We start from the raw sequence: 21,846 nt of genomic DNA, 5'->3' as shown, positions 1-21,846 counted from the left end.
TCATCAGCGCGATATTTTTTTCAGCATAAGTGCTTGTTTCATAAAAACTTCACACAATGAGTCGTTATTTATCCGATGGGAGATGTAAAGGTGTACCAGCAAGGTTTGGCTCTTGCTGGCATTGCACATTATTCTTCGGTTAACACGCTCCGAGTGGCTTCATGGGTGAGTGTTATGGGGTAGGCTGACGCTAATCCGTCTAACATGGGCTCGATTTGCTCGAAGGTAAATGACGCAGTGATAGGTAGTTCGTTAATGCTGTTATCTAAAATAATCACTGGTTTTTTCACGTAACGATTAATATCCATGATGACATTTTTGAGGGGCACGTTATCGTAAATCAGCCGTTGCTTTAACCAAGCAAATTCAGTCTCAGGCTGAAAAACAGTAATAGGTGAGATAAACCTCCCTTGGATATCAGTATGCAGTTGTTCGTTTGGTCTTAGCTGCAATACTTGCTCCCTTTGCTCTGCTGTCTCTGGTAAGTCAGCAACGTCAACCAAACCCCGTTGAACCGAAATTTTCAAACTATTGTTTGGGCTGTATTTCACTTCAAATGCGGTACCACGTACACGTACTTGAGTTTGCTGGGCAGTGACGGAAAATACACGACTAGGATCATGGCTCACATCAAAATAGGCGCTTCCTTTGCGCAAGGTTATGCGTCTCTCGTTGTCAGTAATGGCAACTAGTATGCTCGAATTGCCGGCAAGCGTGATGTCGCTGCCATCACTTAGGGTGATATGGCGGTTTTGCCCTACAGGAGAGGTAAAAGCCGTCTGCGGTTGAGGGAGTGTAAGATGGGTGGTGGTGTTGAATACCCCATTGAACACAAGCAAGGCTACGCTAGCGGCCATTGCACTTAACGCCATTAGTGATTTCGCCAATACACGTGTGGGTTTTGCTTTTGGCACTGTGGCAGGTTGTTGAGCTGCGTGTTGTTGCATCCATTCTACCGCTGAGTCTGTCATGCCTATGGTTTGCCAGACCTTTTGACTGCGAGTGAACGCCTGCTTGTTTTCGTCACTGCTATTGAGCCATACCACAAACTCGTCACGTTTGGTTGCTGTGGTATGTCCGGAATATAAATACGTTAGCCATTCTCTAGCTCTGTCTTGAGGCGACGAAGAGATAGACGCTTTCTGGTATTCACTGTTTTCACAAATTTCATGATTTGTGCAGCGATCGTTATTGTCTTCAACGCGAGAACGATTGCTATTGTTTAGCCCGTTGCCGCTAGAATTTCTCTTTGTATGTATCATGACTTTGGCTCTGTTGAGATATTACTGGGCGACACGTGCGACGAGAACGCTTGATCGTTGGGGTTATTCTCCTGCTCATCAATGCGCTCTAAAATTGCCATTGCCGCGTTTAATTGGCGGCAAATGTCTGCAACGCTCCAACCGGTATCTGAGGATATTTCAGAATATGTTTGGCCTTTGATCCGGGCGCGCATCAAAATGTCGCGTTGCTTCTCAGTCAGCTGTTCTGTGCCCTTTTGTATTGCGGCAATGCGTTGCTCACCTTGCAAAATAGTTTCGGGGCAAACGTCATCACACTGATCTTCAGGGAGTTGGGTATGCTGTGCAATGAAATCACGAGTTTTGCACAAATGCCCTATCGATTTGAGGGTAATATTCATCGCTATTTTGATGATATAGGCTTTGGGGTCTGCTATTTGTTCCAAATCGCGCATTTGGGCAATGCGGCTAAACGCTTCCTGGGCCACGTCTTCTGGCTCTGGTGGACCTGAGCCATAACATTTGTGCAGTATGCGACATACATCACGCCAGTGAGCTTTGAAGAGCTTATCGATTGCATTAGGCGCTTGTATCGTCTTCGGCTTAGATGCTGCGGAGGTTATTTCCAAAGCTTGGGTTTTTACATGGGAGTTTAGGAAAAACAGCGAAGCCTTTTGTAGCGTTTTACTCATTGTGTTTACTCTTACACGCTAAAAACGGACGGATTGTAATAGCGGAGTAAAACAGAAAAATGACAGTTGGTTACTTTAGGCTAATATTCATAAAAACTTCATATTTTTATGACGCACTTTACAGGCTATGCATTTGCTTTGTTGTACTGTGTTTTCGGTGTTTGAAAGGGAGCAACCATTACTGTACACCGACGTCTTGTTCAAAACCCGCTGGATGAATTCTGGGAGGGCAATTATTTAATGGAATTGGCATTAAAGGGTAAAATAAATGCGTATAAAAAAAGCCGGCAAGCCGGCTTTAATTCAAAGTATATCCGTTATTTCTTGAAGCGCTTTCCGACACCAAGACCTAATAGCCCTAAGCCCAATATGGCAAGACTGGTTGGCGCAGGCACGTCACGCTTATCTAACCCAACGACGATGTTGTCAAACTCACCTGCAACACCAGAAGAGATGACGCGAAGTCTGTTAAAAGCTTCGTTTGCGTCAAACGCTATGTTGACATAGACATTTGATGAATCAGCGACCTGATTGCCCGCATTGCCATTTAGCTCAGCTAAAAGCTCGGCGCCAGTTATTTTACCAACTAATACATCGTTCGAGTAAAATTCAAACGAGTTATAAGTGTCTACCGAGCCCCAATAGAAGCCCAAATAATTAACGTTCGAGCCAGTAAGAGAGGGGACAGTAGTACCTATGCTGTCTAAAAAGTTAGTGTAATCGATATCCACGAAGCTATCGACGCCCACTGTACTCGGAGTGGTGTAAGCATAACAAGAACTATCACCAGCAGGCGCAGCGGCTACGTTTCTTGATGACCCCTTGCGCACATTCAACACTGAAGAACCACTTGCTGTGACCATCAATGGTGAATTGATGGCACAACCGTTTGATGAACCAGCGACGTTGTAGCTTTCATCTTGGGTCAAGGGAAGCGCATCGATAGCGGTAGCTTTATCAAACGTTTCTACAAAGTAGCCATCCGACAAAGAGTTGATCGTGTTGTCAGCGTTAATTTTTAGACTCGTTTTGCCCGAGCCATCAGTTGCGGCTTGCCCCCCAAAGGAAATAACCGCAGCATGTGCAGACTGGCTGACTGCCAAAGCAATTAAGGTAGTTTTAAATAATTTTATACTGTTTTTAGTCATTGAATTTTTCATGTGTAACTCCGTTATGCAGCTACATTTACTGCTACTAAAGTATTAGCATAACGCGTGCCAAAAATAAATTATTGAGTATTATCATGATATTGCATCGGGGTCGGTAAATATCTATACCGAAAGCGTAAAAATAGATGACTAAGGTGTACGAAATTTACACTATTAGTGTAAAGTTTTCTGAAGGTTAAATGCTACTAAAAGCTAGTTACATAAAGGGGCTGACGCATATCGCAGAGTGGATGGTAATCAGCTTATGAACACGATCTTTCTGCGAGCTAGTGACACGTGAGAGAATTTTGAATGATGAATGTTGACGTTGGTGTGCAAAGGACTTATTTTCAGGCACAAAAAAAGTCGGCGGACCGACTTTTTTTAACTAACTATTAATCTTACTTCTGCAGTTTTTTACGTAAAGCGAAGCCGATTAAACCTAGGCCTAAAAAGGCCAAACCAGCTGGTGCAGGTACGTCACGATTTGATAAGCCAACCACTATGTTGTCGAACTCACCGGCTACGCCAGATGACACAACACGTAAGCGGGTGAACGCTTCAGCAACGCTGAAATTTATGTTCACGTAAACATTGGACTTATCAGATAATCTGTCACCTTCAACACCACCAACAAGATCTAATATTTCTTGACCAGCAATGCTTTTCACTAACTCGTTAGTGTCAGAGTAAAACTCAAAGGTGTTATAGGTATCGATTGACCCCCAATAAAAGCCTAAGTAGTCAATGCTTGAACCAGCTAAAGACGAATCTATTGTACCGATGTTGGCTAAGAAATTGGTATAATCGATGTCTACGTAACTGTCAGTTCCAACCGTTTCAGGGGTAGTATAAGCATAACAAGTCGTGTCACCAGCGGGCGCAGCTGCTACATTTCTTACTGAACCTGTACGCACATTTAAAACGTTAGTGGAACTAGGCTGAACAAGTAATGGTGAGTTGATTGCGCAACCAGTAGAACTGCCTGCCACATTATAAGCTGTGTCATTTGCAGTCGGTAACCCTGGAATTGCGGTGGCGCTATCGAATGTTTCTACAAAGAAACCGTCGCTGATGGCATTGATAGTATTGTTCGAATTAACATTGGCGCTTGTTTTACCAGAACCGTCTGTGGCTGCTTGACCACCTAAAGTAATAGTAGCGGCGCTAATGTTTTGCGATGCAGTTAGCGCTAGTAAAGCGGCTGCTGATATGAATTTAGCTTTCTTAAATAAACGTGTCATAGGTTACTCCTGTACGACGACCTAACTGCAACTGTTGTGTGTTGTATGCAAAGCATGAACTGAGCCACTTCTTATTATTCCTTTTGATTCAACGTCTTAGACTTTTGGCTAATTGACGTTCAATGCTTGGTGTAAAAAAAGCAGACAGACTTTTTTTGTAGCGTTTCCAACTAGGTACGCCTCAAAACTCGGCATATTATAACTGTGGTTGATTTTTAATCAATCTTGTTGTGTGTAAATATTTTATTATTAGGAGTCAAAGCTAAAGCCGTTTCTATTGCTCAAATGCAAAGGGCAAGATTTCATTCATCGAAAGCGTTTTAATTTCACCTTCGCTGGTGGCCATGTGGACTAGAGTGTCTTTGCTAGCGAATTCAAAAATACGCTGCCGACAACCACCACATGGAGAGCAGAAATGCTCATTTGGGCTGGCTATTAAAATTTCGCGGACTTGCCTGGCACCACCTGCAACCATTGCTGCCAGAGCGTTACCTTCAGCACACTGGCCTAATGGAAAGGATACGTTTTCTACATTGCAGCCAGTATAAGTGTTACCGTCTTCTGCCAGTAAAGCAGAGCCCACTCGGTAATCGGAATAGGGTGCGTGTGCTTTGGCTTGCACATCCAAAGCAGCATTAAAGAGGCTTTGTAAATCAGTTTGTTGCTTATTCAAAATGGTATCGCTTTTTTTCTTAGTAGCCGGCTAGTGTGCATTATTTTTACAACTTGATACAGTAGATTGCAATTTTCGCCTTCTCGTTGTCTTTACATTTATGGGTAAATACGCCACCCTGCCTGTTTACTAAGCATCATTTTCTGGCTGATTCCGCATTTTTATCGCCATCACATTTTAGACCGAGCGTTGCCTACTCTTATGCAAAATAAATTTTTCTCACTGGTATTTTTAGGATTGTTATTAAGCGGGTGTGCTAATAGCAATCAAGCTCAGCAAAGCCAAGCACAGATGAGTAACTTATTACTCGCTGAGCCCGCGCCTATGAGTGTGCGCTCGCAAATGGCGATCGCCAGATATAACCAAATCCTTGAAAAAGCACCGTTAGAAGATCAAGAAAGGGCAGAGTTACTGCATCAACGCGGTATGTTATACGACAGCGTAGGGCTGGCTGGTTTGGCGCAGTATGATTTTGATCATGCTATACGTCTTAAACCAGATATGGCAGAGGCGTATAACTCTTTGGGTGTGCATTACACTCAGCAAATGAACTTTATACAAGCCTATGAAGCGTTTGATGCCACGTTAGACATTAACCCTGATTATGAATTTGCGTTTTTAAATCGAGGGATCGCGCTATATTACGGTGGCCGCGCCGATTTAGCCGTAAATGATTTTAGTGAATTCTACCGAAATGATGAATCAGATCCATATCGTGCACTTTGGTCTTTTATTGCCCATAGTGAACTTGACCAAGCAGATGCATTAATCACGTTAAGTAATAATCGCGAAAATTTAGACGAAGACAACTGGGCGACACATTTAGTCGACCTTTATTTAGGGCGCATAGATGAGCAAGCATTATTAAATGCCCTAATTCAAGGCGTGACGAGTCAGCAGGAACTGACAGATCGCCTTTGTGAAGCGTATTTCTATCTGGGTAAATATAACTCAGCACTGGGTAACCGCGGTGTGGCGTCGAACTACTTCAAGTTAGCTCTTAGCACCAACGTATTTGAATATGTTGAACATAGATATGCGCGACTTGAGCTCGATATGCTTCGCGATAAAGCCGTTGCTGAAAGTGAAGAGCCATAATAGAAGCGCGTACGTAAGAGACGACAAGTGTTAAAAGTAGGCTTGTCGTTTTGTTGTATTGTTTGGTTGTTTGCAGGGCGCAGTGATTCAACTTACTACTTAGCGTTTTTAAATGCGCAAGCGGCGATCCAAGCCGACCCATTTCATTTTTTATTCAAAGCCTATCAATATGGCGACTCAACAGCCTTACCCAAATTAAGCCAAGTTGCTATCCAAAATAACAATGGCTATTGGTTACACTTCACAAAATTAGCTGGCTCAGCCCAAGCTCAGGGATATTTTTCTCACTTACAAGCAAGTAAAAATCGCAGTCGTGCTTCTGAAAAGGCACTTAACTATGTCGCGCATCAAGGTGATGCAGATGCTCAGATAGCGCTTTATCATCATTTTATTGTCAATAATCAACGGCAAAAAGCCCAATACTGGTTGGCAAAAGCTGCACAGCAAGATGCAGGCAGTGCGGTGTATTATGCTGAATGGCTATCCCTGCTTGGCGAAGAAGAAAACGCTGTTGCTTCGTTAAGACAAGCCAAAAAAATCGGTAGCAGTCGCGCAACTGCTTTACTAAATATGAGACGCTCTGAGTCTAGTTTCGCCTCACCAGAGCATAAGTCATCTCATCAGTGTGCCCAGCAATTACAAATGGTGGCCGCTACGCTACATTCTGTTTTGCAGGGGGAGCGTATCAAAGCTCGTTTCGAAACAGACGCTCGATTAAAAGAACTACCCATCTGTATTAATCAGCCTATTTGGCTCACGTCACACAAACTTAAGTGTTCGGCTAACTGGCAGGGAGCTCAGCGCTTAGGTTGTGATATTACCGCATTAAGTGCCCCCCTTTCTCAGCAGAACTTTACCCATATAGTGGTGCTCGCAGACAATGGCAAAGCGAATGTACACAACGGGATTATGTTTTTAGATAGAAAAGATGATTACAACGTCTTTGTGCATGAACTCGCGCATTTTGCAGGCTTTGTAGATGAATATCCCTTGTCATCAGGATTGGCGAATAGCATTTGTCACTCAAATGATGCACCTAATTTAGTGGTGACTAAAGCGGGGCAAAAACCGACTACACAGCGATGGCAAGCTCTAGGAATGAATGGTTCGGCTTTATTGAGCGAATCTCGCACTTGCGATAATCATCCGGCGCAGAGCTACAAACCTACTGAAAAAATGACATTTATGGAATTTTACGATGTCGCTTATATTCCACCTTATTATTTAAAAGTATGGGCCGAACGTTTATTGCAGAAACCTTTATTAACGCCTGCTTACATTAATTTATATCAAGGTTATGAGGCTAAAGGTGAGCCTGTGCACGGCAAGTATTGGCGTGATCGTTACCAGCAGTACCTGCAAGCAGATTAAGTCGGTTCAATTGGATATAACGGGAAGTGTGATTTTTGCTCACACTATCGGTATACTACGCGGATTAATTATGATGTTTGTGGTAACCAACTAAGCACTATGAATCAGGCACTTTCTATCGGCACGGTGGATTATCCGTTCCCAGCAAAACCAGCGCGATTAACTTCTGCTCAGCAACAAGATTACATCGACAGAATTAAACAATTGCTCATTGAAAAAAATGCCACACTAGTTGCGCATTATTATACCGATCACGAAATTCAAGCATTGGCTGAAGAAACGGGCGGCTGTATTTCTGATTCCCTAGAAATGGCACGCTACGGCCGCGATTGTGATGCGCAAACTCTTGTCGTGGCTGGCGTACGTTTCATGGGCGAAACTGCTAAAATATTAAGCCCAGACAAAACCGTAATTATGCCAACTCTTGATGCAACTTGTTCACTGGATATCGGCTGTCCAGAAGCTGAGTTTTCGGCGTTTTGTGATGCACACCCCGACCATACCGTTGTGGTGTATGCCAATACCTCAGCAGCAGTAAAAGCCCGTGCTGATTGGGTGGTAACATCCAGTATTGCCCTTGAAATTGTTGAGCATCTCGACTCCCAAGGCAAAAAAATCATTTGGGCACCTGATCGCCACTTAGGATCATATATAGCCAAAGAAACCGGCGCTGACATGCTAATGTGGCAAGGTGAATGTATTGTGCACGATGAGTTCTCAGCCAAAGCGCTGCGAGACATGAAGCATCTTTACCCAGATGCTGCAGTGTTGGTGCATCCAGAATCACCTGCGAGTGTGGTTGAGCTCGCTGATGCTGTCGGTTCAACGACACAGCTCATCAATGCTTCTCGTACGTTACCTAACGATACGTTTATTGTAGCGACTGACCGAGGCATTTTTTATAAAATGCAGCAGCTTGAGCCAAACAAAATATTTCTCGAAGCTCCAACCGCTGGAAATGGTGCAACGTGCAAAAGCTGCGCCCATTGCCCATGGATGGCAATGAATGGATTAGAAGCGATATACAAAGCGCTGACTGAGACTACAGGTCACGAAATATTCGTAGATAATGAACTACGTAAAAAGGCATTGGTGCCACTTGATAGAATGCTCGATTTTTCGGCTGAGTTGAAAATGAAAGTTACAGGTAATGCCTAGTTAATTTCTAGTACCCAATCGTAATTGAAAGCCAGCAAATGCTGGCTTTTTCATTTTTCGTCCACATAAACAGTATAGAGTTCTGTTTTCATTCGACTATTGAGGAGCAATCATGCCAGATTTAAGCCGTTACAAAGGGATCGTTTTTGATATGGACGGTACGTTAATCGATTCCATGGGCTCTCACGCTGTTGCATGGCAACAAACCTGTGAACAATTTGGTTATCCATATGATGCTCAGTATATTCATGATTTAGGAGGGGTCCCCACACGCCAAATTGCCAAACTGCTTAATGAAAAGCACGGGATGGATCACAACTTAGATAAAGTTGCAGAGTTCAAGCGACAAGCGTGGTTAGCACTCGATGAAAACCTCACCGTGATCCAAGACACATTTGATGTCATGCAGCGTTATAAAGGCATCCTGCAAATGGGGGTTGGCACAGGCTCAGAGCGTGAAAACGCCATTCGTATGTTAACCGAAACCGGTTTACTCGACAGGGTAGAAACCGTTGTCACAGCGTCAGATGTCACCCATGGTAAACCACATGGTGAAACATTTTTAACCGTAGCTAAAAACATGGGCTTGAGCGCCAACGAGTGTGTCGTGTTCGAAGACACCGAAATAGGCAGGCAGGCTGCCCAACATGCAGGAATGGACTGCATCATGGTGATCAATGGCAAAATAGAGCTACCTGTTGCATAAATGCGTGCTAACCGGTTGAATGGTCGTTATTGGACATTAATTGCTTAAATAACAACCGCATCAATCGGTTAATCAAACTAAACACTTGCGCAGGCCAAAGGTTTTCCCTAACATACGCGCCTGCTAAAAAGCTTGTTAGACATTACTAGTAAGGTGCAATACGGTGTCATTGCAGGTAGACAAGCTCAGAGTGAAAAGTTTTACAGAGGTGGGTGAAGCCGGCCTCTTTAGGTGCAAAGCACCGCCCGGCTGAACGGCCGGACATGGATGTACGGACTGGGTGCCGATCATCATGGATGTGTTAACTCTGCGATAGTTTCGAAGAGCAAATGAAAAGTTTTGGAGAGGTGGGTGAAGCCGGCCTCTTTAGGTGCACAGCACCGCCCGGCTGAATGGCCGGACATACATGTACGGACTGGGTGCCGATCATCATGGATGTGTTAACTCTGCGATAGTTTCGAAGAGCAAATGAAAAGTTTTGGAGAGGTGGGTGAAGCCGGCCTCTTTAGGTGCAAAGCACCGCCCGGCTGAACGGCCGGACATGGATGTACGGACTGGGTGCCGATCATCATGGATGTGTTAACTCTGCGATAGTTTCGAAGAGCAAATGAAAAGTTTTGGAGAGGTGGCTGAGTGGCTGAAGGCGCACGCCTGGAAAGTGTGTTTAGGGTTAAACCTAACGAGGGTTCGAATCCCTCTCTCTCCGCCAAATACAGGTTCAGTAAGAACCAATAAAGACCCGCGAGGCAGATAAATAGCTGCTATAGCGGGTTTTTTGTTTCCTGTATCGTCCGTAGTGGTCTTGTAACATCCGTCTTTTATAGTAACATCAGAGGTAACACTTAACCCAATGTTACGAGAGTGGTGTTACTAAAATGGCTAAACTAACAAAACCATTGACCAATACAGAGGTCAGCCAAGCAAAACCTAAAGACAAAGAATATAACTTATCTGATGGGCAAGGGTTGTCTTTGCGTGTTAAACCTAACGGTACTAAGACATGGTTGTTTAACTATTACCACCCACACACAAATAAACGTTCAAATATCAGTTTTGGTACTTTCCCAACAGTTAGCCTCAAACAAGCACGTAACAATAGAGATGAGTCTCGTTCTTTATTAACTCGTGACATTGACCCTAAATCATTTAGGGAAAATGCAAAACGCCAAGCGCAGCAAGAACACAATAATACACTTGAGCATGTTGCAGCTGATTGGTTCGCAGTTAAAAAGCCATCTTTAACACCAGCATATGCCGATGATGTTATCCGCTCCCTTGAAAAACACGTCTTTCCATCAATGGGCAAAACGCCAATTTTAATGGTAAACGCTGTTGATGCTATCAGAGTGCTTAAACCTCTGGCTGCGGCGGGTAGCCTAGAAACAGTAAAAAGGCTTTGCCAACGCTTGAATGAAGTCATGACGTTCGCGGTAAATACTGGTGTTGTTAATCACAATCCACTAGCAGGGATTGGTAAAGCATTTGAAGCACCATCCAAAACGAACATGCCAACACTAAAACCTGACGATCTACCTGTACTAATGAAAGCGTTAAACACTGCCAGTATAAAGATAGTGACTCGTTGTTTGATTGAATGGCAATTACATACAATGGTTAGACCTGGGGAAGCTGCTGGTACTAGATGGGATGAAATAGACTTTGCAAAAAGGTTATGGACAATCCCACCAGCTAGAATGAAGAAAAAGCGTGAACATGTTGTGCCACTAACAGAGCAAGCTATTCAACTGTTAATGTTAATCAAGCCTATAAGCGGTCATAGGGAGTTTGTTTTCCCAGGTGATCGTAACCCTAGAAGCCATGTAAATGAATCAACAGCAAATATGGCATTAAAGCGAATGGGCTTTAATAAAAAGCTAGTGGCTCATGGTTTACGTTCTTTAGCCAGTACCACCTTAAATGAACAAGGCCATGATCCTGATGTTATTGAAAGCGCTTTAGCTCATGTTGATAAAAACTCTGTGAGAAGCGCTTACAACAGAGCCGACTATTTAAAACGACGTGAAAAGCTTATGTGCTGGTGGTCTGATCATATCGAGCAAGCAGCAACAGGAAACATGAGCCTAGCCAATGCCAAGCAAACCTTAAGGTTAGTTAATCAATAACAAAACAAAAGTAGTTTAAAGGATATATAGATGAATAGCTTTTTAATGAATGATGATTTTTACGATGCCGCTTGTAAATTTGAGCAAGCTTATCAACTCTTGGCCTATATCCAAAAAGCAGAAACCAATTTTAAATGGTTTAGACCGCAAGGCGAAATCACTGAAACGTACAATTTGATTAAAGCACTGTTTGAGTATGGTGAGGAGCCAGCCCCACTTGGCATGGTGATAAGCGCATATAAGGGAGTATTAGAAGCAAATACAACATTAGACTTGTTGATACATAACCGCGAGTCAGATCAATACATTGATTGTTCTAACGGTGAGCAAGCTGCATTACAAAATGCCTTGTATGGTGTATCTGATTTGTTTAGTGAAGTTGTTTCACGTATGGAGGCAGCGTTAGGGGTAACTGAGGCGCAAGCCGCTTAGTGCTATATGTTTAAATATCACATCATTTAATGTTGTTTTACTAAGCCTAGGTTAGCTCCCGAAAGACAGTACCCAACTGTTTGGCTTGGTAACTTATTTGGGTTCCGTAGGGGTACGGTATGTCATCTAGTAGTTATCCATCATGGGTGCCTGTATTCGTTTCCAATTACATTGAAATGTATATAACTGAATGGGCCAATCACCCCAAGCAAGACTGTGTTCGAGTAATACGTAGTAGATTCATAAATTTCAATGATTATAACGCCTGTTCTTTTTGGGAGGAGTTTGCAGTCATTAATAACATTGAGCTTGTTGACTTCATTCGAGTGCTGATGCGAGCTGTAAGTGCTAAACCTAATAAAATGGAGTCAATGACTCCAACACAAAGGAAGGTGCATAGAGATAAAATCAGGAAAACAGCTAGACTTCTTGGTGAGTTAATATCAGACACAGTATATGAATCGGTCTTGGATAGAGAATCTTTATCACTGGCTGGTAAGATTGTTAAGACAGTAAATAATGTTGATAACGTTGAACTTCCTGAAAGCACTAAAGGTAGTATTTATTTAGATTGCAACTCTCAAATGGAGATAAGCCAAGTTTTAAAAGCTATTCAGTATGAAGATGAGTACACCATAAACCCTTGGCTTGAAGATTTCCCAGTTGCCATTAATAAGCCAAATGATAAAAACGCCTCTCGCGCTTACTTTGCCCAAGTGCTAGTAAATTACTTTGGGAATAAGACGGGCAACCCACAAAGAAAAGCCGTTCGGCTACTCTGTCTTGTTTTCTATCCAGAACTGCAAGAACTATCTGACTCAGACTTTAGAAGAATTGCTCCGTGGCCTCCTAAAAAAATAGATATTTAACCAATTGATTTTTAATATCTTAATATGATTCTCGCCGTTTTAGCTGAGAATCCCACCTTATAAAAAGTTGTTTCAATAAATAGCCTCCCTGCTGTAGATGCAATTACGTGTCTATAGACGAATAGGTAAGCTAATGAACAATCAATCAATGAATAACACATCTGATCCTTTCCTTAGGATCTCTGACGTTGAAGCGGAGACTGGCCTTAAGAAAAGCACCATATATAAATTAATCAAACAAGATGAATTCCCTAAACCAATTAGTTTGGGTTTACGTGCCTCCGGTTGGTTAATGTCTGAGGTCAATCAGTGGAAACAGGAGCGTATCGCGTTATCACGAGGTACAGACTAATGTTAAGAAACTCCCATTTTTATATGATTGCTAGCAGCGTAAATGCGGCTAACGCGTTCATTGACGATAACAGGATGACCAAGCCGTCTAGGGTATTACTAGAATTTACGCCAAATGACCCACTTTATAAAAACAATCTTTTTACTGTTAGAACGTTCTTCGTAAAGCCCCAAGAGCAAATAACAATATACGTAAGGGAACAAACAGACCGATTCATTAAACACCCGCCACCAGCTTTTAAAGCTGTTTATATCTGCCCAAATTGCGGTGCTGAGTCAAATGCTAGGGGGCAGATTTAATGGGTCTTGATTTCAAACACTTGGCTGATGTTGCGTTGTCGCGCTCACATGATGTAGTTGAACATTATTTACCTGGTGGCAAATACGAGTCTGACGAATACGTAGTGCTAAATCCTAAGCGTTCTGACAGTCGCGCTGGCTCGTTTAAAGTGAATATGGTTACTGGTATATGGTCAGATTTCGCCACAGGGGATAAAGGTGCGGATTTAATCTCTCTTGTTGCTTATGTTACTAACCAATCTCAGGGTGATGCATATAAGGAATTATCAAACTATCTTGGGGCTGGTGGCTTAACCCAAGAACGGCCACCAGCAAAGCTACGACCAGCCAAAGTAAAATGGACACCTATTTTACCAGTACCAAAAGAGGTTTTGGGTTCTTGTCCTACTTCAGACCGCTCATTAGGTAAACCAAAAACGGTTTGGGAATATCTAGACGAATCGGGAGAATTATTGATCAAGATGCTTCGGTTTGAGACAGCCGAAAAAGGCAAAATCAAAAAGAGCTTTAAGCCATTAACTTATGGCTGTTCTGACCAAGGGGAAAAGAAGTGGCTATGGAGGTCTATACCTGACAAACGCCCCCTATATGGATTGCATGAACTAAACAGCAAACCAGACGCAACCATTGTTCTATGTGAGGGGGAGAAAGCCACAGACGCGGCAAAGCAGTTATTCCCATCACATATTTGTATGACATGGTTAAGCGGTACGAACTCCATAGGAAAAACAGACTTTAAACCCATCGTGAGCCGTGATGTATTGATATGGCCTGACAATGATCCCGCTGGCCAGTCATGTGCAAACCAACTGTGTGTACTGCTCAAAGACTTAGGTTGTTCGAATGTTGATGTTATCGACATTACAGCTTTTGAGGTTGCGCCAGTTATCAATGGTGAAAATTCAGTTAGTTTCGGTGATGCTGTCACTTGGCCTGATAAAGCTGATGCCTATGACGCGGTTGCAATGGGTTGGACTGCTCAGCATATTGAATTGCTCAGTGAAACAAAAAAACTAACCATAAATACGCCCACAGCTATATCAACGCACACCCTAGACTCTGCTATCCCTAAAGGCTTTAAAATTAGCGACAGGGGCGTAGAGGCGATCAATTTAGATAATAACGGTAATCAGATTGCTAATCTTATTTGCTCACCACTCAAAATCAAAGCAAGAACGGTTGATGCTGGTGGAACGGGACAGAACTGGGGGTTACTCGTTGAGTTCAATGATTATGACGGCTTAGAGAAAAGCTGGAACATACCAATGAAGCTATTTGCTACTGATAACGGTACGGACATACGTAAAGGTCTACTAGATAGGGGGTTGCGTATTGAGGCTAACAGGGATTCAGGCAGAAAAGTATTACAATACCTGCAAGCAAGTGAGCCGGCTAATCGAGTCGGGTTAGTTTCTAAGTTGGGGTGGCATGGCGAAGTATTTGTTTTACCAGCGGAAACAATAGGCACCACCAGCAAGCCTCTATTGTTTGATAATGATTCCGCTAAAGTAGGTAAAATCTCAGTAAAAGGGAGTGTTGCTGAGTGGCGTGAACATATAGCTGATAAGTGTTGTGGAAATGATTTAGCAGTGCTGGCTCTAAGTATCGCTTTTAGTGCGCCATTGGTGAATATCTTAGGCATGTCAGAAAATATAGGCTTTCACTTCTATGGTGATAGTTCACTAGGCAAGTCTACTCTATTGAATGTTGCTAGCTCAGTGTATGGAGCGCCAGAACACTATGTTAAAGGGTGGAAAAATACAGACAACGCTTTAGAGGATATAGCCGCTGGGCACTCTGACATGCTACTTGCACTAGATGAGATGAACCAAGCAGACAGTCGTATTATCGGAAACATTATTTACATGTTGGGAAATGGCAAAGGTAAGAATCGCTCTGGGGACTATAAAGATAAGGCAACATCAACTTGGCAGCTTGCTTTTATTTCAAACGGTGAAAAAACCTTAGAACAATATTTATCGGACGTGGGGCAAAGTGTTACAGGTGGTATGGAAATGCGCTTTATTTCAATATACGCAAGTCCGCACGAAGACGAAATTACACGCAAAAGGTTAGGGATATTCAATGACAGCAAGGGTTTTGCTGGTGGTGCTGACTTATCAGATTATCTAAGAAAATCCGTTACCAAGTATCATGGGACTGTATTTAGAGAGTTCATTTGTAATTTAGTAGGTGATGGGCGTAAAGAGATTGCGATATTCATGTTGGATATGATTGCAGACTTTAAACGTGATGTACTAGGGGATCAAGCAAACGGTCAAGTCGGACGTGCTGCAGAAAAGTTTGCCGTGGTTGCACTAGCAGGGGAGCTTGCAACAAATTATGGTTTAACTGGTTGGGACCCGGAGACGTGTACTAACGCTGCTAAAAGCCAGTTCAAGGCTTGGCTCAAACGTAGAGGCGGTACTGGCAACATAGAAGAAATGCAGATACTTAAGCATGTTGCCTCTCAAATTGAATTGTATGGTGAGCGGTATTTTAGACGCTGGGACAAAAAGCAGCACGACAACTCTACAGCCATAGATGATCATGTACCTAGTCGCAATGAGCTATGGGGATTTAGGCAAACTGAAACTGTTAAGAACCAATTAGACGGTGATACTACCGACCACGTGTACATCGTAACCAAGCAAGCCTTTGAGCAACAGTTGTGTAAAGGGTTTGATCATCGTCGAGTTGCTACAGTGCTTAGGGCTGAGGGGGTATCAATACTCAGAGATTCTGAGTTACAAAGGAATCGTTTATGTACTCGTGAAAAGCTACCCGGTTACGGTGAGAAAGCGCAGCAAGTATATAAATTTAAAGCCTCAAAACTGACTGAGGTTATCGAGCGCTTTAGCGGTGACAAGGAGCAGTCTTGATGCTAGCCCCTTTTCTAACAGACGAAGAACTAAAGGCATTGTGGTGCCGTGAATTGCCCTTTGATGCTATTGCATTGTATGTAAGGGTATTTTGCTATCTAGACGTTGGAGAGCAATCACCTATATACCTAACGCAGCCAGAAATGACAAAGCTAAACGGCTCAATAAGTCAGAGTGGAAACCTAGTTCCTATGAAGCGTTCTCGGATCCGTACCACGTTAAACCATCTTAAAACTATCCATTTGGTTCAGCCTAGCTCGCCAAAACGCAATGACCAAAAAACCATTGCTAATCCAGTAGAATATATACGGGGCTTAGCTGGTGGCCTTAGAACATTAACACCTACCGAATTCGATATGCTCAACAACCTGACATTGGATTATGCGTCATTGGCGCTATACGTGAGGCTCATACGACCTAAGTTAAATGTTGATTCCTTCTACTCTGTATTCTCACATGCGCAGGCCGATAAGGCGTTGACGTTTGACCCATATATACAGTCGAGAGAGCAGGGAACGGAAGGCTACCGATTAATAAAAACAGCTCTAAGCGGGTTAATCGAGAATGGTTTAATTACTTTGCAGGAAGAGGGAGACAACTATTACATTGTACGATGCAATGTGTGCCAACACTTCAGCGCGGAATGGCTTAAATCACTCACTAAAGAGTGTAATTAGTATGTTTTTTATCCATAGAGTGCAAATGTTTGCACTTTTTTGCACACGTCTAATCGATAGTGCAAATTAGTATCTATTTGATTTATAAGTATTATTACTGGTTATTTGCACAGTTTGCACTATTTGCACTGCAATTCACTGGGGCTGAGTCTATCCCCGTTCCCCGCTGTTAAAATACACATGCGGCCTTTGGCCTCCAGTGCCAACAAACGAATGATTAATAGAGAAGTATAAGAACGTTCTTTAAATGACTATATGACTTAAGTGCGGTTGGTTAATGATGCTCACCAACAGTAACCAGGTGATGACACAGGACAGAACGTTTGGTTAGTACAACCTACTATTAAGACAGTAACTACTTAGTTATCTAAGTGATCTGTGTATATAACCAGTTATATCAATGGTTTTATCTATGTAAACCAAAGAGTTAACAGATATATATTGCAACAGGCCGCGGGTCCTTTGGAGCCATAGCGGTATACGGAGCACAAGGCCCCGAGTTTCTAACAGCTACATGCTAAGTATAGGGGGTTCCGTTTTACCTAAAGGTATTACTCTATATAACTAAATCATTATTAAGTGTTCTCACTAGTTCAATTTAGCCCATCTGTTATTGTAGGCCGCGCTAGCGTTTACCGAAAGGGGCGAGGGGATGCAATCTTAGGGTGACTGTTTTAGAGTGCAAAAAGTGCAAACTGTGCAAATACTATTATCTAGGCCAATAGAATTAAGACATTGATGGTTTGCACTACAGATAAATAGAATGCAAAAAAGTGCAAATATTTGCACTCTATGCGAATTTAATACAGGAAAGTTATGGAAAATTTAGAAACTGAACTAAAGACTGCTGAAAAATATATAGATAAGCTGAGGTTTGATAAGAAACATCCTTGGCATAAAAATTTAGTAACCCTGTACTCTGCTCTAATTGAGTTCTCTGACTCCATCCTCTTATTAGTAAATAATAAAAGAGATATTGCAGTTCCAATAGTATTTAGGTCCTTCTTAGAGGCTTATGTTGATTTTGTAAATTTAGCGAACGATCGTAAATACGGCTATTTTATGGAAGCTAGTTTTCATCACAGTTGGATTAAATTATTAACAGAATCAAATGAAGGCAGCAATCCTTACGTACAGGGTATAGCAAATAATCCAGATTTAAAAAGAATGCTAGAACATCACCAGCATCAACTGTGCAGTCTTAAAGAGCGCAAATATCCCCCCCTAAACGTTTTTAACAAATTTAAGAAGGCAAAGTTGTTAAACGAATATAAAACTATCTATGCGATGCTTTGTTTATATTCGCACAATAACATTAGTGCGCTCAATGATAGGTTTTTAAGGCTGCTAGCCGACGCCAAGACATTCGAAATTGTACTATTCAGAGAGAGGGAGGATAACGAGCTTTTGGCGTTTATAGGTACTGGAGCCATTCAATTGCGGCAGTGTAGCTACTTAATTCACTCTATTTTTGACTCTGGCTACGAGAAGTTCTTTTCACTCGAAGTTAGCCAAAATAATGAAAATTAATGATTTATCCCTGTGGAATCAATATATGGCACGCGAATTAGGATTTATTTTGAACTCGCTTAAAATAATTTTATTGTTTAAGGAACGAAAGTCGATGATTTCAATTTTTGGTAACACTGTTGGTAACATTTTTAGATTTGTATTTTAAAAAACATTATTTTAATCAACTTCTTATGCGTTTAAATTGAATCCCTCTCTCCCGCCATATACCATCAAGGCCTTGCATGACGCAGGGCCTTGTTGTTTCTAGGGTTTAGCGGATTGACCTTGCGTGCCAACTGGTACAAAAGGTTGGTACAAATGAGTATAATGAGTTCTCCTTTCAAGCATCCAAAATCTGGTATTTACCCCCCTCAGAAAAGGTGTTCCAAAACGTCTAGTCCCTATCATTGGGAAAGCTGTCTTCAAACAATCTCTAAACACCAAAGATTTACGTGAAGCCAAAAGCCTAATCATCCCCTTGCTCGCAGATGTTGATAACCAAATACGACTAGCAGAACTGCAACTCACAGACGATAGCTCTCAAGAACTCAGTTTAAGAGACTGTCAGATCATAGCTAACCGTTGGTACGTCGATGCACTAGAAGATATTCAATCTGATCTTCCCTAACTCTGTAGACACTTTTTACTTAGAAACCTAAGTAAGGTAAAAAGTGTTATGAATAAAAAATATCCCGATGAATTTAAAAAAGAAGCCGTTCGCCAAGTGGTTGAAAAAGGCTATTCTGTACCTGACGTTTCTAAACGTTTAGGTATATCAGATAAGTCACTCTATTACTGGGTGACTAAGGCGAAAGTGCCCGCCAGCCAATCGGCAGAGCAAGAAGAAATACGCAAGCTTAAAGCTGAGTTAAAGCGAGTAACTGAACAGCGCAACATCCTAAAGGAGGCCGCCGTGTACGTTGCAAGCGAGTCAAAGAAAAGTACACGTTCATAAAATCTCGACTCAATGTTTATCGCGTTAATACCATGTGCAGGGTGTTAAATGTTCACCGCGGCGGCTTTTACGCTTGGTTGAAAGAGCCTCAATCTAAAGCAGAAAAAGCCAACCTACGATTGCTTAAACAGATCCAAGCCAGTTATGTACAAAGTGGCGGTGTTTATGACAGCCCACGCATCACACATGAGCTGCGTCGTTCGGGTGAATCATGCGGAGAAAACCGTGTAGCCAAGTTGATGAAGCAAGCCAAGCTCAAAGCTAATATTGGCTATAAACGGCGTTATTTTAAGTCGTCTACACCTCATATTGCCGCAGATAATCATCTACTACAGCAATTTGTTGTATGCGAGCCTGATACCGCGTGGGTATCAGATATTACTTACATTAAGACAAATGAAGGATGGCTATATCTGGCTGTCGTATTGGACTTGTTCTCACGCAAAGTGATTGGCTGGTCAATGCAACAGACCATGACGACAGGCATTGTTATTAAAGCACTACTTATGGCGGTATGGCGAAGACCTAAAGCAAAAGACGTTATTGCACATAGTGATCTAGGTAGCCAATATGCCAGTGGAGACTATTTAGATTTCTTAGCCGCCCATAATTTGATACCAAGTATGAGTCGCAGAGATCATTGTCTGGATAATGCGGTTGCAGAAGGTTTATCCACTCGCTCAAGACTGAACGTGTAAAGCGAAAAGTGTTCTCAACGCGAAGTGAAGCTAAGGCAGATTTGTTTGACTACATAGAAGTGTTTTACAATCGAACTCGACTACACAGCCATCTTGGTCATGTATCTCCAGATGAATATGAAAATACATATTCTCAGGCAAGTTAAGTGTCTACGAAACTGGGGAAGATCAGTTGAGCTCTACATTTTCGAAGTGCATTAATCAATTTTGACCGACTTCCTCATTAATAGCGGCATGAGACATATGTTCTTTTCTGAGTCATATAGTGCTCACACCGCCGTTTACAGGCGATCATTGATATCGTTAAGGTAGGTGTTGGCCACCTGTTACACCCATGATCTCAGCGGTGACATAACTAGATTCTTGCGAAGCCAAATACACATAAACAGGTGCTAGCTCAGCTGGTTGTCCAGGCCTGCCAATCGGCACGTTCTCGCCAAATTTCGGTAATTTTTTAGCTGGCTGTCCTCCGCTTTGCTGCAATGGGGTCCAAATAGGACCTGGAGCAACACCATTAACGCGAATGCCTCTATCAATCAGCATTTTTGCTAAGCCCTTAGTGAAACTGGTAATTGCACCTTTAGTTGACGCGTAATCTAATAGACCAGCGGATGGCTGATAACTTTGAATCGACGTACTGTTAATGATACTGGCACCGGGGGGCATATGTTTTACCGCAGCTTTGGTTATCCAAAACATACCAAATACGTTAGTCGCGTAGGTTTGACAGAACTGTTCGGTACTTAAATCTTCTAAGTCGGCGACGAACTGTTGTTTCCCTGCATTGTTTACCAATATATCGATTGAACCGAGATTTTCTGCGCTCTTAGTGACTAAGCTTTTGCAAAAATCTTCATCAGATATGTCCCCAGGGATCCCGAAAGCGTTAATGCCACTCGCTTTTAAAATATCTAGTGTATCGTTTGCGTCCTCTTCTTCACTTGGCAGGTAGTTGATAACGACGTCAGCTCCCTCTCTGGCAAAGGCAATGGCTACAGCTCTTCCAATGCCAGAATCCCCGCCCGTTATCAGTGCTTTTCGACCTTTTAATCTACCACTTCCAAGATAAGTGTCTTCACCATGGTCCGCCTTGGGTTTTAATATTTCATCTAAGCCGGGGTCAGGTTGCTCGCTGTCTTTTTCGGTATCGCTCATTTGATACTGGCTTCTGGGATCTTGTATCGTAAATTGATTGTTTTTCATTATCAAAAACTCCTTCAAACATTGTGTTTGTTATAGGTGGATAGGATCTATTTGGAAGTAATTAACGGCTTGATAATCGATCTGAGTCACGATCATGCCATCTGTCACTACGATGGTTGGGTGTAGATTTGTGTAATGAGCGGATAGTACGATTGAGCTTACGAAATGTGCCATCTACGTGATTTTCGATGGGATCAATATCTACGTGAAGATTATATCTATCTTGGAAAGTTTTCACTTTGCATCTCCTTCTATATTTTAAGGTCTACAACTTTTGATATATATTTTACAGCACTTTAAAATCAGCAATAGATGTGCCAAATGAATGGTTTTGCAGTGAAAGTACTAGGTTTAAAAGGTTTTTCGGAGGCATTCGTACCGCAGCGGAATGTGGGTTAAGCTCGTTCGGAAAATATATTGACAATAATGCTTAATGATGAGGAAAAAATTACACGCCAATGTCTACCTTTGACTTACAAAGAAGCACTTAACTGAATCACGGCCTCGCGGTCC

General features: G+C 42.3%; 19 protein-coding genes, 1 tRNA gene and 1 pseudogene. 14 read left to right on the top strand and 7 right to left on the bottom strand.

The genetic code is table 11. The features are described from left to right. Positions 1-128 precede the first annotated feature (128 nt). The 5 genes from GMES_RS01000 to GMES_RS00980 form a co-directional block, all read right to left on the bottom strand. A complete protein-coding gene (locus GMES_RS01000; RefSeq protein WP_006990675.1) occupies positions 129-1,262 on the bottom strand; it encodes a FecR family protein in 1,134 nt (377 codons plus the stop codon). Then, a complete protein-coding gene (locus GMES_RS00995; protein ID WP_006990674.1) occupies positions 1,259-1,933 on the bottom strand; it encodes an RNA polymerase sigma factor in 675 nt (224 codons plus the stop codon). The genes GMES_RS01000 and GMES_RS00995 overlap by 4 nt, the downstream gene beginning before the upstream one ends. Positions 1,934-2,250: 317 nt before the next feature. Then, complete coding sequence (locus GMES_RS00990; RefSeq protein ID WP_006990673.1) at positions 2,251-3,093, bottom strand: Npun_F0296 family exosortase-dependent surface protein; 843 nt, start codon at positions 3,091-3,093, stop codon at positions 2,251-2,253. 389 nt (positions 3,094-3,482) lie between these two features. After that, positions 3,483-4,325: a PEP-CTERM sorting domain-containing protein gene (locus GMES_RS00985; protein ID WP_006990672.1), complete on the bottom strand. Its 843-nt coding sequence runs from the start codon at positions 4,323-4,325 to the stop codon at positions 3,483-3,485. 274 nt (positions 4,326-4,599) lie between these two features. Beyond that, positions 4,600-4,998 carry a cytidine deaminase gene (locus tag GMES_RS00980; RefSeq protein ID WP_006990671.1) on the bottom strand — a complete coding sequence of 133 codons (399 nt, stop codon included), beginning with the start codon at positions 4,996-4,998 and terminating at the stop codon, positions 4,600-4,602. A 201-nt stretch (positions 4,999-5,199) separates the two neighbouring features. On the opposite strand from GMES_RS00980, the gene nlpI reads away from it, so the two are divergent. From nlpI to GMES_RS22080, 14 genes and pseudogenes are all read left to right on the top strand, one after another. Further along, the gene (gene nlpI, locus GMES_RS00975; RefSeq protein ID WP_006990670.1) at positions 5,200-6,096 is read left to right on the top strand and encodes a protease adaptor lipoprotein NlpI; all 897 of its coding nucleotides are present in this window, start codon (positions 5,200-5,202) and stop codon (positions 6,094-6,096) included. A gap of 27 nt (positions 6,097-6,123) precedes the next feature. Next, entirely contained in the window at positions 6,124-7,467 is a 1,344-nt protein-coding gene (locus GMES_RS00970) for a hypothetical protein (RefSeq protein WP_006990669.1), read from the top strand. Positions 7,468-7,566: 99 nt separating this feature from the next. After that, positions 7,567-8,625 (top strand): quinolinate synthase NadA, encoded by a 1,059-nt coding sequence (gene nadA, locus GMES_RS00965; RefSeq protein ID WP_006990668.1) that lies wholly within the window; start codon positions 7,567-7,569, stop codon positions 8,623-8,625. 112 nt (positions 8,626-8,737) lie between these two features. Beyond that, positions 8,738-9,331 carry a beta-phosphoglucomutase family hydrolase gene (locus tag GMES_RS00960; protein WP_006990667.1) on the top strand — a complete coding sequence of 198 codons (594 nt, stop codon included), beginning with the start codon at positions 8,738-8,740 and terminating at the stop codon, positions 9,329-9,331. 619 nt (positions 9,332-9,950) lie between these two features. Beyond that, positions 9,951-10,040 (top strand) — tRNA-Ser (locus tag GMES_RS00955). A gap of 166 nt (positions 10,041-10,206) precedes the next feature. Then, positions 10,207-11,454 carry an integrase domain-containing protein gene (locus GMES_RS00950; protein WP_006990666.1) on the top strand — a complete coding sequence of 416 codons (1,248 nt, stop codon included), beginning with the start codon at positions 10,207-10,209 and terminating at the stop codon, positions 11,452-11,454. Between the two features lie 30 nt (positions 11,455-11,484). Beyond that, positions 11,485-11,886, top strand: a complete 402-nt coding sequence (locus GMES_RS00945) for a hypothetical protein (RefSeq protein WP_006990665.1) — start codon at positions 11,485-11,487, stop codon at positions 11,884-11,886. A 119-nt stretch (positions 11,887-12,005) separates the two neighbouring features. Then, positions 12,006-12,755 carry a hypothetical protein gene (locus GMES_RS00940; RefSeq protein ID WP_006990664.1) on the top strand — a complete coding sequence of 250 codons (750 nt, stop codon included), beginning with the start codon at positions 12,006-12,008 and terminating at the stop codon, positions 12,753-12,755. Between the two features lie 133 nt (positions 12,756-12,888). Further along, positions 12,889-13,107: a helix-turn-helix transcriptional regulator gene (locus tag GMES_RS00935; protein WP_006990663.1), complete on the top strand. Its 219-nt coding sequence runs from the start codon at positions 12,889-12,891 to the stop codon at positions 13,105-13,107. A 298-nt stretch (positions 13,108-13,405) separates the two neighbouring features. Next, positions 13,406-16,288, top strand: coding sequence for a DUF927 domain-containing protein (locus tag GMES_RS00925; RefSeq protein ID WP_006990662.1), 2,883 nt, complete (start codon positions 13,406-13,408; stop codon positions 16,286-16,288). Continuing rightward, the gene (locus GMES_RS00920; RefSeq protein WP_006990661.1) at positions 16,288-16,965 is read left to right on the top strand and encodes a hypothetical protein; all 678 of its coding nucleotides are present in this window, start codon (positions 16,288-16,290) and stop codon (positions 16,963-16,965) included. Before GMES_RS00925 ends, GMES_RS00920 begins: the two co-directional genes overlap by 1 nt. 816 nt (positions 16,966-17,781) lie before the next feature. Continuing rightward, positions 17,782-18,495: a DUF5677 domain-containing protein gene (locus GMES_RS00915; RefSeq protein WP_006990660.1), complete on the top strand. Its 714-nt coding sequence runs from the start codon at positions 17,782-17,784 to the stop codon at positions 18,493-18,495. A gap of 328 nt (positions 18,496-18,823) precedes the next feature. Beyond that, on the top strand, positions 18,824-19,105 hold the full coding sequence (locus GMES_RS22950; protein WP_307522494.1) for a DUF6538 domain-containing protein: 282 nt from the start codon (positions 18,824-18,826) through the stop codon (positions 19,103-19,105). A gap of 48 nt (positions 19,106-19,153) precedes the next feature. Further along, positions 19,154-20,276 (top strand): annotated as a pseudogene (locus GMES_RS22080) (IS3 family transposase). A 157-nt stretch (positions 20,277-20,433) separates the two neighbouring features. Here the strand turns inward: GMES_RS22080 and GMES_RS00900 are convergent. Continuing rightward, positions 20,434-21,333, bottom strand: a complete 900-nt coding sequence (locus tag GMES_RS00900) for an SDR family oxidoreductase (protein ID WP_006990655.1) — start codon at positions 21,331-21,333, stop codon at positions 20,434-20,436. 61 nt (positions 21,334-21,394) lie between these two features. Further along, positions 21,395-21,571, bottom strand: a complete 177-nt coding sequence (locus GMES_RS22650; RefSeq protein WP_162832574.1) for a hypothetical protein — start codon at positions 21,569-21,571, stop codon at positions 21,395-21,397. Positions 21,572-21,846 lie beyond the last annotated feature (275 nt).

This window comes from Paraglaciecola mesophila KMM 241 (genome assembly GCF_000315015.1).
GTDB classification, from domain to species: Bacteria; Pseudomonadota; Gammaproteobacteria; order Enterobacterales; family Alteromonadaceae; genus Paraglaciecola; species Paraglaciecola mesophila.
The sequence above is the reverse complement of the archived record's forward strand: the minus strand, read 5'-3'. Positions and strand labels throughout refer to the sequence as shown.

Bases quoted from the DNA above. Each gene is read 5' to 3' on its own strand.
- GMES_RS01000 (WP_006990675.1), bottom strand. From the start codon at position 1,262: ATGATACATACAAAGAGAAATTCTAGCGGCAACGGGCTAAACAATAGC.
- GMES_RS00995 (WP_006990674.1), bottom strand. From the start codon at position 1,933: ATGAGTAAAACGCTACAAAAGGCTTCGCTGTTTTTCCTAAACTCCCAT.
- GMES_RS00990 (WP_006990673.1), bottom strand. From the start codon at position 3,093: ATGAAAAATTCAATGACTAAAAACAGTATAAAATTATTTAAAACTACC.
- GMES_RS00985 (WP_006990672.1), bottom strand. From the start codon at position 4,325: ATGACACGTTTATTTAAGAAAGCTAAATTCATATCAGCAGCCGCTTTA.
- nlpI (WP_006990670.1), top strand. From the start codon at position 5,200: ATGCAAAATAAATTTTTCTCACTGGTATTTTTAGGATTGTTATTAAGC.
- nadA (WP_006990668.1), top strand. From the start codon at position 7,567: ATGAATCAGGCACTTTCTATCGGCACGGTGGATTATCCGTTCCCAGCA.
- GMES_RS00960 (WP_006990667.1), top strand. From the start codon at position 8,738: ATGCCAGATTTAAGCCGTTACAAAGGGATCGTTTTTGATATGGACGGT.
- GMES_RS00950 (WP_006990666.1), top strand. From the start codon at position 10,207: ATGGCTAAACTAACAAAACCATTGACCAATACAGAGGTCAGCCAAGCA.
- GMES_RS00945 (WP_006990665.1), top strand. From the start codon at position 11,485: ATGAATAGCTTTTTAATGAATGATGATTTTTACGATGCCGCTTGTAAA.
- GMES_RS00940 (WP_006990664.1), top strand. From the start codon at position 12,006: ATGTCATCTAGTAGTTATCCATCATGGGTGCCTGTATTCGTTTCCAAT.
- GMES_RS00935 (WP_006990663.1), top strand. From the start codon at position 12,889: ATGAACAATCAATCAATGAATAACACATCTGATCCTTTCCTTAGGATC.
- GMES_RS00925 (WP_006990662.1), top strand. From the start codon at position 13,406: ATGGGTCTTGATTTCAAACACTTGGCTGATGTTGCGTTGTCGCGCTCA.
- GMES_RS00920 (WP_006990661.1), top strand. From the start codon at position 16,288: ATGCTAGCCCCTTTTCTAACAGACGAAGAACTAAAGGCATTGTGGTGC.
- GMES_RS00915 (WP_006990660.1), top strand. From the start codon at position 17,782: ATGGAAAATTTAGAAACTGAACTAAAGACTGCTGAAAAATATATAGAT.
- GMES_RS00900 (WP_006990655.1), bottom strand. From the start codon at position 21,333: ATGAAAAACAATCAATTTACGATACAAGATCCCAGAAGCCAGTATCAA.